14 protein-coding genes and 1 pseudogene are annotated in these 13,236 nt (G+C 52.1%); 11 read left to right on the plus strand and 4 right to left on the minus strand.

Annotated elements, in window-relative coordinates:
• Positions 1-278: 278 nt before the first annotated feature.
• Together LIW51_RS37955 and LIW51_RS37960 are read right to left on the minus strand one after the other, a co-directional pair.
• A pseudogene (locus LIW51_RS37955) lies at positions 279-596 on the minus strand (TrmB family transcriptional regulator); the annotation flags it as partial.
• A 527-nt stretch (positions 597-1,123) separates the two neighbouring features.
• Positions 1,124-1,441, minus strand: a complete 318-nt coding sequence (locus LIW51_RS37960) for a DUF7344 domain-containing protein (protein WP_227380855.1) — start codon at positions 1,439-1,441, stop codon at positions 1,124-1,126.
• A gap of 357 nt (positions 1,442-1,798) precedes the next feature.
• Here LIW51_RS37960 and LIW51_RS37965 point away from each other — a divergent pair, with 357 nt between their 5' ends.
• From LIW51_RS37965 to LIW51_RS37975, 3 genes are all read left to right on the plus strand, one after another.
• On the plus strand, positions 1,799-2,014 hold the full coding sequence (locus LIW51_RS37965) for a hypothetical protein (protein WP_227380856.1): 216 nt from the start codon (positions 1,799-1,801) through the stop codon (positions 2,012-2,014).
• Between the two features lie 214 nt (positions 2,015-2,228).
• Complete coding sequence (locus tag LIW51_RS37970; protein WP_227380857.1) at positions 2,229-2,903, plus strand: bacterio-opsin activator domain-containing protein; 675 nt, start codon at positions 2,229-2,231, stop codon at positions 2,901-2,903.
• Positions 2,904-3,203: 300 nt separating this feature from the next.
• Positions 3,204-3,497 carry a HalOD1 output domain-containing protein gene (locus LIW51_RS37975; RefSeq protein ID WP_227380858.1) on the plus strand — a complete coding sequence of 98 codons (294 nt, stop codon included), beginning with the start codon at positions 3,204-3,206 and terminating at the stop codon, positions 3,495-3,497.
• 313 nt (positions 3,498-3,810) lie between these two features.
• Here the strand turns inward: LIW51_RS37975 and LIW51_RS37980 are convergent, their stop codons facing one another.
• Positions 3,811-4,524: a methyltransferase domain-containing protein gene (locus LIW51_RS37980; RefSeq protein ID WP_227380859.1), complete on the minus strand. Its 714-nt coding sequence runs from the start codon at positions 4,522-4,524 to the stop codon at positions 3,811-3,813.
• Between the two features lie 535 nt (positions 4,525-5,059).
• Here LIW51_RS37980 and aspS point away from each other — a divergent pair.
• The 6 genes from aspS (at position 5,060) to LIW51_RS38005 (ending at position 9,646) form a co-directional block, all read left to right on the plus strand.
• Positions 5,060-6,370 carry an aspartate--tRNA(Asn) ligase gene (gene aspS / locus LIW51_RS37985; protein ID WP_227380860.1) on the plus strand — a complete coding sequence of 437 codons (1,311 nt, stop codon included), beginning with the start codon at positions 5,060-5,062 and terminating at the stop codon, positions 6,368-6,370.
• Between the two features lie 272 nt (positions 6,371-6,642).
• A complete protein-coding gene (locus tag LIW51_RS37990) occupies positions 6,643-7,401 on the plus strand; it encodes a creatininase family protein (RefSeq protein WP_227380861.1) in 759 nt (252 codons plus the stop codon).
• A 211-nt stretch (positions 7,402-7,612) separates the two neighbouring features.
• The gene (locus LIW51_RS39805) at positions 7,613-7,951 is read left to right on the plus strand and encodes a site-specific integrase (protein WP_368411927.1); all 339 of its coding nucleotides are present in this window, start codon (positions 7,613-7,615) and stop codon (positions 7,949-7,951) included.
• A 20-nt stretch (positions 7,952-7,971) separates the two neighbouring features.
• Positions 7,972-8,196 carry a tyrosine-type recombinase/integrase gene (locus LIW51_RS39810; protein WP_368411928.1) on the plus strand — a complete coding sequence of 75 codons (225 nt, stop codon included), beginning with the start codon at positions 7,972-7,974 and terminating at the stop codon, positions 8,194-8,196.
• Positions 8,197-8,461: 265 nt separating this feature from the next.
• The gene (locus LIW51_RS38000; RefSeq protein ID WP_227380862.1) at positions 8,462-9,037 is read left to right on the plus strand and encodes a GNAT family N-acetyltransferase; all 576 of its coding nucleotides are present in this window, start codon (positions 8,462-8,464) and stop codon (positions 9,035-9,037) included.
• A gap of 57 nt (positions 9,038-9,094) precedes the next feature.
• Positions 9,095-9,646: a GNAT family N-acetyltransferase gene (locus tag LIW51_RS38005; RefSeq protein WP_227380863.1), complete on the plus strand. Its 552-nt coding sequence runs from the start codon at positions 9,095-9,097 to the stop codon at positions 9,644-9,646.
• Positions 9,647-9,835: 189 nt separating this feature from the next.
• On the opposite strand, the gene LIW51_RS38010 is transcribed toward LIW51_RS38005, so the two are convergent.
• The gene (locus LIW51_RS38010) at positions 9,836-10,927 is read right to left on the minus strand and encodes a DegT/DnrJ/EryC1/StrS family aminotransferase (protein WP_227380864.1); all 1,092 of its coding nucleotides are present in this window, start codon (positions 10,925-10,927) and stop codon (positions 9,836-9,838) included.
• A 202-nt stretch (positions 10,928-11,129) separates the two neighbouring features.
• Between LIW51_RS38010 and LIW51_RS38015 the strand changes: the two genes are divergently transcribed.
• Together LIW51_RS38015 and LIW51_RS38020 are read left to right on the plus strand one after the other, a co-directional pair.
• Complete coding sequence (locus tag LIW51_RS38015; RefSeq protein WP_227380865.1) at positions 11,130-11,759, plus strand: GNAT family N-acetyltransferase; 630 nt, start codon at positions 11,130-11,132, stop codon at positions 11,757-11,759.
• A 406-nt stretch (positions 11,760-12,165) separates the two neighbouring features.
• Positions 12,166-13,194, plus strand: a complete 1,029-nt coding sequence (locus LIW51_RS38020; RefSeq protein WP_227380866.1) for a hypothetical protein — start codon at positions 12,166-12,168, stop codon at positions 13,192-13,194.
• Positions 13,195-13,236: the final 42 nt, after the last annotated feature.

The following is a 13,236-nucleotide window of genomic DNA, read 5'->3' on the forward strand; positions in this document are numbered from 1 at the left end:
GAAACATGAGGTTCCCAGACAGATTGAGCTGGTCTACAATAACGAAGCTTACGATGACCCATAGAAGTATGTAAATGATAAAGAATCCGCCTCGAATAAAACTCCCAAATGTTGGTATAGTAGACCACGCACTCAACATAGACAAGGCTAGGTCGAGAGATGCGATAGCAGTTGCGGCGATGATCACTTTCTACTCTGGTGTACAACAAGTACTTCGGGTACACGCGGTGTCGTCGAGTTGCAGCTCAGAAAGCATGGCGTGGATAAACGCGAAGTGATTGTACTTTCTCCATTGCCTCGACGAGTGTGTCCGTCCGCGATTCATACTCCTGACGCAGCGTCTCGGCTGCCTCTTTGATCGGCACGGCGCGGAACTGCTGGGGGTTCGAGTGTTGGATTTCGACGAGGCCTTTGGTTTCGAGCACTCGGATCGCATCGTAGACACGCGTGCGCGGAACGTCAGAGGTCTCGCTGATGTCTTTGGCGGTGCCTTTCGGGAGGCGTGATAACGCGACTAAGCACTTCGCCTCGTACTCTTTTAATCCGAGTTGCTGGAGCAATTCGACTGCTTGCTGGTGATGAGATACGTCGTTCATGGATCCCAACCACGCGACCGGGGGGTCCGGTGCTATCTATGGTATTGTGTCGCTGCTCACGAGTCAATTCCTGTCCAGTTGATCGAGAGCAACTGGCAGGACGCCTGTTCGTATCCCTTTGCAATGGCTCAGCCACCATGAATCACACGCATGCAAATTCCAACAGCTTGCTGATTCCCCACCTATCTCGCTGTGAATACGGGAAACCGCAGTCCGCAAATTCGAAAAGCGCAGAATATGCGCTCAAAATCACGGATTCAGCACCAAGAGATGGTATCAGGCACGCTAATGGTGCGACAAGAGTATGTGATGAGACTACCGCGATTGGCATCGCTGAGACAGTATCCTCGACGACCTATGTCACTGAGTCAGTTCGTCAGCAGTTCACTCATTCACTCAGATAATTACAGTAGGGCTATACTGAGGTAGCTTGAACTAGTATATGGCACGGAGCTCGAAAGGGTCCCAACCAATCGCCGCTCCGTGCTGCAACTACCACTTTCGTGGTAGTTTTCGATCACGATCGATTAGTCCGGGATGCCCCCATCAGTAAGCGCTTCTTCCTGCTCACCCACTGCTGTGAGAAGTGGCTCAAGCTCGTCGAATTGGGGGCCTTGTGCCACGATCTGTGCGTCTTGATCCCAGTCGATGATCCCGTGGTCTGCTAACAGGGGGAGATGGATATGTCGCATCGCGATCGCCTGATCCTGGGTGTCGCTGTTCGTCTCCGACGCATCAAAAGCGCTTGTCGGGTCGGATTGAGGGTTACGTTGTGCTAAGGCGATGAGTAATTGTCGTCTGTGTTCATTTGACAGAATAAATAACTGTTTGCTGAGCATGATCATAATCAATAATATTCACATAGCCATAAATACGCCTCACTTTCACGGAACCTAGTGGTGTGAGGAAATGAGTGATACATCGTGCAAACCACAGGCTGAAGAGACACGTAGACCGTCTCGATCAAAGCGGACCTCCAGACGACTACTATCGTTCCACATGAGGGAGAACGGCTGGCAGAATCCTCCGTAATGAGTTTGCCGTGACTGCGACAACTGATGAAATTCAATCGCGAATCTCGTACTAATGAGAAACTCTCTCGAGCGTCTCCTCTTTTCGCCGTTCTTTTACCCGATTCCTCACACGTTACATCTCCGTGAAATTGTCACTGATTTATACGGTTAGGTGACCAGTGGTTCTGTATGCTCAACAACGATCCCCCCTCTGCCGACGAAGCTGTGGCACGACTCCGGCTTGCACTCTGCCATACCGACCTCTCCACATTAGTGGACCACGGCTTTGTCATCTGGGATCACGATGAGAATCTCGTGAAGAAGGGCCCCCGATTCGACGCTATCACCCCAGTGTCGGATCTCCCGGCTGGCCACGGTGGCGAACTTCCTGACGACTATTTGTAGCACGATATCAACCGCGTTCGTCAATCACGTCCGTGATCAGCACGGATTCAACAGCGACTGCTTAAGCAGAAGTAGAAACCCTGCTACCCTCCTCCAAATCTATATGGGATTCGTAGTGTGTCTCTATCTGGTCTCACGGGATATGTGATCGCGGCACTTGCTGGAGCTCCGGTATCCCGTAATTCCCATAAGCGCCTGAAAACCACGTAGAGACATGAGTACAATCGCGGAATTTAGTATCCCAGCGGAGGAGTTTGCCTTATCCGAGACGTTGGAGCGCCTGCCCGAGACGGTGTTTACAATCGACCGGGTGGTCGCACACAATACAGATTACGTACTGCCGTTCGTCTGGGCCTCCAACGGTGATTTTGAGACGCTGACAGCGGCACTCGAAGACGACCCTAGTGTCGGGGATGTCGAGCTTCTCACTGAACTCGACGAGGAACGGCTCTATCGAATGGAATGGGTCACTAAGACTCAGATTATCGTGTATATGCTGCTCCAACAGGATGCAACCGTGCAGCGGGCAACGGCACACGATCATCAGTGGGATCTTCGTGTACTCTTTCCCGGGCGGAACAAGATTTCGGCAGTCGGTCAGTATGCGCACGAGCACGGATTCACTCTCGATGTTTCCCGGATCTATGATGTCGATAGCGCCCAGCGCGTTCGATTCGATCTCACCGACGACCAACAAGAAGCCCTTGCCCTGGCCACCGAACACGGCTACTACGACGTCCCACGGGAAATCGACCAATCTGAATTAGCCGAGGAACTTGGCGTCTCACACCAAGCGCTTTCTGAACGGCTCCGCCGGGGGACAAAGGGCATCCTCAAGAAGGTCATCCCAGATATCTCCGCCAATGAGGAGAGAGATCGTAATCTCTAACAGAGAACTAGTGAGAGAGAAAACCTGTATCTCTCAATAGGGGAGGGGATTGACTCCTATTCTGAAGCTCTACAGACGAACGTATGATCTTAACCAACAAATCCGGTAGCCGCCCACTCGGTGTTGGTTAATAGCCTATCCGAGTTGAATTGGGACGATCTCGTGTGACGAGCAGTCGAAGGTACGGACAGGATCTCAATTTGAAGTTGATGTCTCTCAGTTTTACCTGTCTGACCACTTAGTTTCCTGTTAGTATTACAGCCAATTCGTTTACGACCATCACGCTCAATAAGCAGTGATATGGCCGAGAACAAAGACATCCACCAGAAGCCCGAGAAAACGGTTTTCCATACCGAGTTAGCTTCGGCTGATGACGGTGATCCGCAAGTCACTGTTGCGGAAGTAGTGGCAGAGCTTGAAGGGAAGAACACATCTGAACTAGCGCCGGTGTATGATGTGATCGATCACTTCGTCAGTAATCTATTTTCGAGTCCACCGCCCAAGGCTGCACAAGCCCAAATCGAGTTTACGTATGAGGGATATCGGATTACAATCCATCAGGATGGAATGGCAACATTTCGAAAAATCGCGTAATGTCGATCCCAATGCTCGCGGATCATTATCTCATCGAGTCTGGTACACGGAGTCAGATAATTCAGTATTGGAGAAACGTTCTCTTTTCCCTACTCGCTGTCGCAGAGTCGCTTGATATCAATGCAAGCAAGGCACTTGATGCTTCGCTTGCAAATAGTTGCGACGTGGGAGTAGGAGTAATAGAGAGAAAAAAGTCAAACCAGTCAAGAACGGTAGCGAGTTTTTGACTACTGAGATAGAACTGACTCGGACGCACTGTCTCAATTGGGAGCGTTCGAACCATTGTATCGATGCGTGAGTTCGTTTACAGTATTCAGATTTTTTTGAGTGCCGCAGTGTATGTGCGCTCAGATCCGTATCTTACCTCTACAACTTCCCATCCAGTCCCGACCGCTGCTTCTCGGAGTCGGTCAGGACTGAACAGACGGAACAGGAGCGTCTCTCGATCGTTTTTGTACTCTGTATGGTAGACGCGGTACGCAAGACCCGGTGTCGGATCATTGCGGTATCCGATGATCTCTGTGGTGGCGTCTCGCTCTGGATCGTAGCCATGTAACAACGCAGTTCCATCGGAAGTTGTAATAAATGCGAGATCGCCTAAGAACTTCCGAAGACCTTGCATCGATCCGGTGAGGCCAATTTGCGTCCCGAACGCGTATGCTGACTGAAATCGATCACGAGCAAAGTTCTCACGCAGCTCGAACATATCAATATGACGTGCATCCCGAACCCCACGTTCGCGCATCGTTTCTACGAGATATTCGCTGATCTCGATCGCAACTGTTTCGAATTGCTCTTGGAAGTAGAGTGTATCTCGGCCCGCTCCCGCCCCGATGTCAAGCAATGGTCCGTCTAGCCATGATGTATCCCACTCACCAGCATCGCTCTCAGGATCAAACTCGCCGAAATAGAATTGTTCAATCGGCTGTTCGCGGGTTTCTGTTCCGTCCTGGTCAATGAGCGGTTCATCTTGCTCTCCGTGGTAGTGGTCGCGGATCGCGTGACCAAGGGGATCGTCTCGTGACACAGTCTGTGACACACTATCAAATATAATAAAACTGGCTTGTTAGTCGGTACCGAGTCACGAAGACTGCAGCTACCAACACCACAGATCTGAACCGGAGACAATCTAGTAGATCCAATTGCATGTTTATCCAGAAACGTGCAACGGAAGTAGATGAGTATGACTGCTTGGACGTTAGCACTATATACTAACTATGGACGGCCGTTTCTGACCTTCATCTGACGGATGAATCAGCTACCGCTCTCGGTATCCAATTTCTCGGCGGGCTAGTTCCAGATCGGCTACGCAAATAGGGAAGAGTTTTACACTAGGGGATTTGATAGTTGTATAACTAATGGCGACAGCGTTCCACGTGGTCGCGCCTGCCGGATCCCGGCAGTGCCGACGTTGGCTTTCTCCACCAGTTACTGTCGCCTCGAACGCCAATAATGCGCCTGCGTGAGCAGGTGCACCCACATTCTCCCACTGATTGCTAGCCCGCTACAATTCGGCGAGGCTCCCGTATCGCGTCTGACTATCGGTACGAGCTACTCACGACATGATCGAACGAACCTACACCGACGAAATCACATCCGAATCCGACGGCATCGCAACGACAATCGCAGGGCACGTCCACGAGCTTCGTGACATCGGTGGACTCATCTTCGTCATCCTTCGCGACCGAAAAGGACTCCTCCAAGTCGTTTTCAAAGAAGACGACGACCCTGCGTTGTTCGAACAGGCAACAGAACTCAACTACGAAGATATCGTCAAAATACGGGGCACGGCAGCGGCAACAGAGCAAGCACATCGAGGAGTGGAGCTCGTTCCTGACAAGCTTACACTCTTGAGCGGAGCACACACTCCGCTTCCAATGGACGTCGCAAAGGACACCGACGCGAACCTCGGCACACGTCTGGATAAACGATACGTCGACGTTCGAGCCCCAGAGACCAGAGCCGTGTTCGCGCTCCGGTCGACACTCCTTACGGCGATGCGCGAGTGGTTCGTCGCGAAAGACTTCGAGGAGGTTGACACGCCGGCTCTCTCTGCCGCCGGAGCGGAAGGAGGTGCCGATCTGTTCCCGGTCGTGTATTACGATCGAGAAGCGTTCCTTTCACAAAGTCCTCAGTTGTACAAGCAGATGTTGGTTGCTGCTGGGTTCGATCGGCTCTTCGAGGTCGGCCACGCATTCCGGGCGGAAGACTTTGCGACGTCCCGCCACGTCTCCGAAATCTCGATGTTCGACGTCGAACTCGGATATATCGAGAGTCACCACGACGTAATGGACGTGCAAGAAGAATCGTTACGGTACACTCTCGAGCGCGTCGTTGACGATGCCGCCAGTGAACTCGACCTCTTAGATGTCGAGTTAATCGTTCCCACGGATGACTTTCCGCGCATTTCGTTCGAGGAAGCCCAGACGATTCTCCGTGAGGAGTACGACCATCGTCCTGACGACCAAACTGATCTGGATACACGCGGGGAGAAACTCCTCGGGAAGTACTTTGCCGAGCGAGGGCATCCAGCGATTTTCGTCGTTGGATACCCTGATGAGAAGTTCTATTACCGGCAGGACGTTCCCGGCGACGCCATTGCGTCTCGAAAGTTCGACCTCCTCTATCGCGGCCAAGAGCTCTCCTCGGGTGGCCAGCGTGAACATGACCTCGACCGACTCACAAAAACGATGGAACAACAGGGCGTCGACCCTGCTGATTTCGAGTTCTATCTCGATGCGTTCCGCTACGGTGTTCCGCCACATGGTGGGTATGGGTTAGGAATCGACCGCTTGGTGCAGCAGGTGGCCGACCTCGACAACATCAAGGAAGCGATTTTGTTCCCACGAGATCCGGACCGACTGACGCCATAGTAGGATAAAACGGGAGGGAACTCCTGTTTCAAACGTCGTTGAGAGGTATGATGATTGTATGTTTGGATAGAAACGTGCAACTCACTCAGTGGTGTCTTCGCCAATACGCAGCGGGTGTGTGTGGCTGGCGTGATGGGCTTGTTGCGGTGGGGTTCATGGTTCATACGTATCGTGCCAGCGCCGAGACGGGGACAGATGTATATAACTAACTCTATATGAAATAACCCATACATTCACGTTTATACTATCAGAGCTAAGACAGAGGTGTGCGGATGCCTTCTCAACGCTCAGTACTCCTTGAGGAGTACACATGGCCAGAGGTAGAAACCGCTCTTGAACAAGGAACGCGGACGGTGGTTGTCGCCGTCGGCGCGGTCGAACAGCACGGGCCGCACCTCCCACTCATCATGGACACACTCGCTGGCGACGAACTCGCACGGCGCATCGCCGAGGAACTCGGCGACGCACTGGCCGCGCCGACGATTCGCCCGGGGTGTTCGGGCCACCACATGGAGTTCCCGGGGACGATAACGGTGCCGGCCGAGACGCTGATGGACGTGATTCGCTCGTACTGTCGGTCGCTCGACGAACACGGGTTTGAACACGTCGTCCTCGTGCCGACGCACGGCGGAAACTTCGCGCCGGTCAACACCGTCGCCCCAGAAATCGCCCGCGAAATCGACGCGAACGTCATCGCCGTCGCGGATCTCCACGAACTCATGGAGCTACAGAACGAGGGGCTTCGAGCGGGTGGCGTCGAGTACGAGGAACCGGTGATTCACGCGGGGGCCGCCGAAACCGCTGTCGTACTGGCGGTCGAGGAAGGACTCGTCAGGACCGACGAACTCGAAGTCGGAACCGAGGGCGAAATATCGACTGCACGGCTCCTGAGCGAGGGATTCGCGGCGATCACCGAGAATGGCGTTCTCGGCGACCCGCGAGAAGCGACTCAGGAAGCGGGGGAAGCCATTCTCGAGACAGTAGCGACCGCATATGCTGCCCAAATCGAAGCCGAGCGCGATGCAATCTGAAAACGGCAGTCGGAATCTGCCTCATTCTGCAGTGAGACACTCCCCTGTTGACAGGAGAGAACGGGCGACGTTGGTTCGTGTTGCGTGTTTACGTAGAAACGTGCAACTCAATCACTTTCCAACCCGTGATACGCCCGAAACCATGCGATTCAACTTCTCGATAGCGCCATCCCCAACCTCTCTATTGCATGAAAATCCTGATTAACACGCAATGAGGACGGAACGGAACAAAGACGGGACGTCCAACGCCTGGCTCAGTCGGGAGGAATACCGCGCGATCCCGCGCGCCGCCGATTCATTCGAACACGAGATCGCCATTCGCTTGATGGGCGACTGCGGCCTTCGCGTGACAGAAGTGCTCGGCGTCACGCCCTCAGACATCTCGCGGATGGATGACGGACGCCACTACGAGCTAGAGATCACAAATGGCAAGGACACGACCGGGAGCTACGACGGTGGCAAGCAACGTGAGACATGGTTGCCCGTCGAGGTCGAGGCAACGATCAATCGCTACGTCCAGCAGGCCGGTGTTCGGGACGACGACCCCTGATTGGACGGTCGAAACGTACGGTGCAGGACTGGGTTGAGCAGGCCGCCGACCACGCTGCCGAGGAAACGGACAACGACGACTATCGGCGCGTCTCAACACACGATCTCCGCCGCTGCTGGGCGAACCACCTCCTTGTCGAAGGGAACATCTCACCGCGCATTGTGATGGCGCTCGGTGGCTGGTCGAGCTATGACGCGATTGAGCCGTATCTGGCTGCATCCACTGAAGCGAATATCATCGAGTAGACGAGCGCTGTTGAGCTGTGAGCGGCCAATCAAAGGCCGAGAATCATACCCAAGGAATCCATAAGCGGCAGTGCGATTAGCCAGGTACCTCCGGGTAAGATAAATCTGTGCGCAATGTGGTGCGTACCTGCCATCGAGTCACGCTATCGTATGTCAATAAAAACCATAGGGTGACGCCTGTTACCTACCCCCAATGACGGACACCTTGCACGACGAAATTGACTTCGAGACCAACCTCTCCGTGGATTCTCTATTTCCACAAACAATGGAAACTACTCGACTCCGTTTTGAACGGCTGTGCGAGGACACTGTTTCAATACGAACCCTCTTTACTCATCTTGCACGTGGGGAAAATATTGAGGAAGAGACCAAGTACGTCCTCTGGGCACCTCATTTCTCGCTTCACGATACCCAATCCCTCCTCGAACAAGCTGACGAGCACTGGCGCGATGGCGAGGCGGCGAACTACATCGTTCGTCCCCGACCTGGGGAAGATGGAGCAGGTGAACTAGCTGGGAAAACGGAGTTAGCAATCGACTGGCATCGCCGCGCTGGTGAACTTGCAGTATTTCTCCGTAAGCCGTTTTGGGGACGTGGCTATGCGGATGAGTGTTTCCATGCTCTGTCAGAGCTTGCGTTTACGCAGCTTGACCTGGAGGTCGTCGAGGCTGAGTGTGCGGTCGCCAACGACCGATCACGCCGAGCTATCGAGAAGTTCATTGAGGCACATGGCGGGGAATACGCAGGTGTCCTTCGAAATTGGCGGATTCCCGACGGTGGTGAGCCACTTGATTCGCACCACTTCTCGATCACGCAAGAACAGTATCTCACCCAGAAGTAGCCTTTCTCCATGTGGCGAAGACAAGGATATTAACCACTGTTCCATGTAATTCCTGCTATGCCTGGTGTAGCGTTCTTGCGAGGAGATCGGGTCACACTCCGAACGATCGAACACGAAGATATCGCCATCATTCAACGGGCATACAATGAGCCAGACTTCCAGCAGGGGTTCTTGATTGAATCTCCGGTAAACCAACATATGATTGAAGAGCGTATCGAGGAGACTGTTGAAGAAGACGACGACAGTATCTTTCTCCTCACCTGTGTCGATGAGAATCCCATTGGAGGTGTCTCCGTACGGAAGATGCGGCAATCTCATGGCATGCTCGCCTATTGGCTCCTCCCCGAAGAGCGCGGCCAGGGATATATGACCGAGAGTGCAGCACTCTTGGTCAATCACGCGTTTACGTCAGTCGGCCTTCACCGCATTTTCGCATGGATGATCGACGATAACGAGGCCTCCCAAGCCGTGCTTCAGCGGCTCGGATTCACCCACGAGGGGACGTACCGTGAACATGTTTTCACTCGGGGTGCATACCACGATACTGAACACTACGGCCTCCTCGAAACAGAATGGAAGGGAATCGATCCCACTCTTCAGGACCACTGAGAACCGGCAATGACAGTCTCTACGTCATCTCGACTGCTCGACTGCTCGACTGTTGGATAAATGATGGCTATGACGAGATAGAATCCACAGATTCGGTTTGAAGAGGAGATTAAACAAGCATGTCAGCCATATCAGTAGCTGCGACGTGTCGAAAGTCATATCTCGCTCACAGCCAGTCAGTCGTGGCGATCAAACTGCATCACGTCGGCGAGATTTTACATACTCGTGGACACTCGTCGTGATCTGGTCGAGCTCATCCGCTGCGAGGTGCGGATGCACCGGGAGGGCAAGCACTCGATTCGATAGCCGATCGGCAGTCGGCAATTGGACATCGTGATCTCGGTATGCTGGCTGGCGGTGAATCGGCGTCTCATAGTAGACGCCCGTCGCAACGCCATGTTCGGTAAGGTGCGTCCGAAGGCTGTCTCGCTGTTCGGTCTGGATTGTGTAGATATGGTAGACGTGGCGTCGATTCGCGGGCTCGACTGGCGTCTCGACGATCCCCTCCAGTTGGGATGTGAGCTGCTGAGCGTTCTGTCGTCGTGCGTCGGTATATCCTGGGAGTTTTTCGAGTTGCGCACGCCCAATGGCGGCAGTCACATCCGACATACAGAAATTATGACCGAGCCCATCGTAGCCGTCCTCTGTCTTGCCGTGTTCGATAAATGAGCGAGCGCGCTCTGCAACTGCTGAATCATCAGTCACTACCATGCCACCCTCTCCAGTCGTCATGTTCTTCGAGGCGAAAAACGAGAAGCACGCTGCATCCCCGAGCGATCCGACTGGTTCCCCATTGTACTGTGCGCTGTGAGCTTGGGCAGCATCTTCGATAATCAGGAAGTCGTGCTCGTCTGACAGCTCACGTAGATAATCCATCTCACAGGGAAGCCCGAAGGCATGGACGGCGAGCACTGCATCAATCTGTTCACCGTCACGGAGACGCTGCTCAAACGCCTCGCAATCAATGTTGTAGGTGTCAGCTCTGATGTCGACGAACGTCGGGGTAGCACCACACCATCGAATCGCGTTCGCACTCGCAATGAACGAGAATGGAGTCGTTGCAATCCGATCACTTTCTCCAAGTCCGAGTGCGTGAAAGGCAGTGTGAAGTGCAGTCGTTCCGTTTGCGGTTGCAATCGCGTGGTTTGTATCACAGAAGGTTGCAAACTCCGTTTCGAACGCATTGACTTCGGGGCCACGTGTGAGCTGCCCACGTTCGAAAACCGTCGCAATCTGATCCAGTTCGGCATCGCCAAGTGTTGGTGCTGCGAGAGGAATCATCTGAAACTTCGTATGCAACGATAGTCGGTAAAAAAGTTCGCCCGAGATTACCACATTCTGTCAAGAATCTCGGCGCATGAGTGATTCGCTGTTTAGAAACTCAATTCATACTAACACATAAAAATACATAAGTTCTTCGGCATACTTGAACGCTACCAATGAGCTTTCTATCTCGTGTATTCAACGGATAGCTGGAATTGTAATGGTACACCAACTCTTCCCTGAACGAATCGAGACACGACGGCTGCTCTTTGAACGAGTTAGTCACGAACTGGTGGATCCGTTTGAGTTATATGATCTTGTTAGTCGAGACGGGTGGCAGAAGGATTCAACCGAGCATATGCCGTGGTTTCGGTTCAAACACCTCGACCACGTTGCCGGGTTCATAGATAAAGCTGAACAGGAATGGGCTGACCGGGATACTGCTCGATACCTTCTGCGGTCGAAAGACGAAGGGGGAGAGCTGGTTGGCCTGACAGCCTATGGTCCGGAATGGAAAGAACGACGGGCAGGATCAGGTATCGTGATAGCGAAACAGTATTGGGGGCGAGAATATGGCGTTGAGCGAGCGTCTGCGTTTATTGAATTGACGTTCGAACAGTACGATCTAGACGCGTACTATACTACCTGTAGTGCTCGTAACGAACCGTCCCGCCGAATGATCGAAAAATACGTCGAGAAGTATGGTGGCCGCCACGAAGGATTGTTGCGCCAGCACTCACCTCGCCCGAACGGTGAAATCACCGATCAGCATCGGTTTACTATCCTGCAAAGTGAATACGAGGATGCAACCGAGTGTATGGATACACTTGAATTTGATATTAAACAGTAGATTTACACTCGCTACTCGACATCAACTCGGTTTTCTACTCCCTAAGCTCGTAAGCGAAAGTGAGTTCGGCCGGGCCGCGACCCCTCGGGGAAGCGCAAAATCTATTCCTGCCGCACACGGGGGTAATCGTCGAAAACCGGACGTCGTTCGTCTGCGGTCTACTCAAGCGGCTTTGCTATCTACTGACCGCGATCAATTCATAGCTATTGACACGCATTTGAATCGAGGATATCCCGCTTAAGTCACTTATTGCCTGAACCTCAGGGTTTTGCCGTTCAAGAATGTTGCAATCGGCTCGCCGGTTTTAAACGGAAATATCTCCATGATTCCTCGTAGAAGTTGATTTGACCGTATCTGATTTAAGACCAAAAGCTCTTATTGGATAGGTGTAACTTTATACATTATAATGAGCTCTGAGCAATTAGAGGCCTTTTCGTATGATGGGCTGCTAGTTTTCAATGGTCTCTATACTACCAATGTTCTTGATGCGAATTTTGACTTTGATCAGGTTATCGAAGAGGATCTAACAGATTTTTCTAAGGGATCAATTGAACGGCCTGGACGTGGTTATCGTGTTCTTCCGTTTGCCGATTTTGTATCTGACGATCCTGAAATTGGTCGCCAGATAAAGGACTTGTTAGGGGATGTTCATGCGCTTAGACATCTTGAAGAGAAATGGGAACTTCGTGAAACAATTCGCGATGGGACCACTGAACAAGTGCCCACTATTCGGGAGCGTTCATCATTTGATGTTTATTGGGCGTTTCCTGACTATCTTTTCATCAGGGCAGACAAGACAAAAGCTGAGACTGCTGGCGAACTTCTTTCTCTAACTCTTGATGAATATCTTTCAATGAATGAAATTGAATTTGATCCAGATTTCCTCTTATGGTTATTTGCAAAAGAAAAAAATAGTGAAGGGCTCCCTGGAAACCTTTCGATTAATATGCTAACTGACGCTGAAATCCGTGGAAGTGAACCGGATTTGCTTGGACAACGTAGTAAGGTCGATGATTCTACAGACATTACGAAATCGGCTTTAGTCTTAATTAATGTTCTTCAACAGAAGGCCTTTGTAGCACTTGAGGGCGTATTTGGCTTATCGGACAAGTTTGTTAGAGCACGTGTTTCCAACGATGGGCGGGTACACGTTAAAGCCGATCACGCCATCCATGGCTCTTCTGATATTGAACGAATGGCGATTTCAATAGCATTTCTTAGAGAATTCACTAGTCTCTATGAGTCTTGGAAAGGCCTCGATGATGAGTACCGACTTCCCCCTCTCGAGTTTCTCACCGACATCTATGAGGAGTGTAAGCGGCAAGGAGTAGAGGTTACATTCTCTATTGATAGTGTTATCGAGGAATACCGTCAAAAGGGTAGCTCTGAGAACTATTCTGATTACCAATCCGGATTTGACGACTTTACTGAATAAGTCCTAAGTTCGACCCAAATGCTATGATATATGGAGTTCAAA

Origin of the sequence: Haladaptatus halobius, assembly GCF_020618475.1 — an archaeon.
Classification (GTDB): Archaea; Halobacteriota; Halobacteria; order Halobacteriales; family Haladaptataceae; genus Haladaptatus; species Haladaptatus halobius.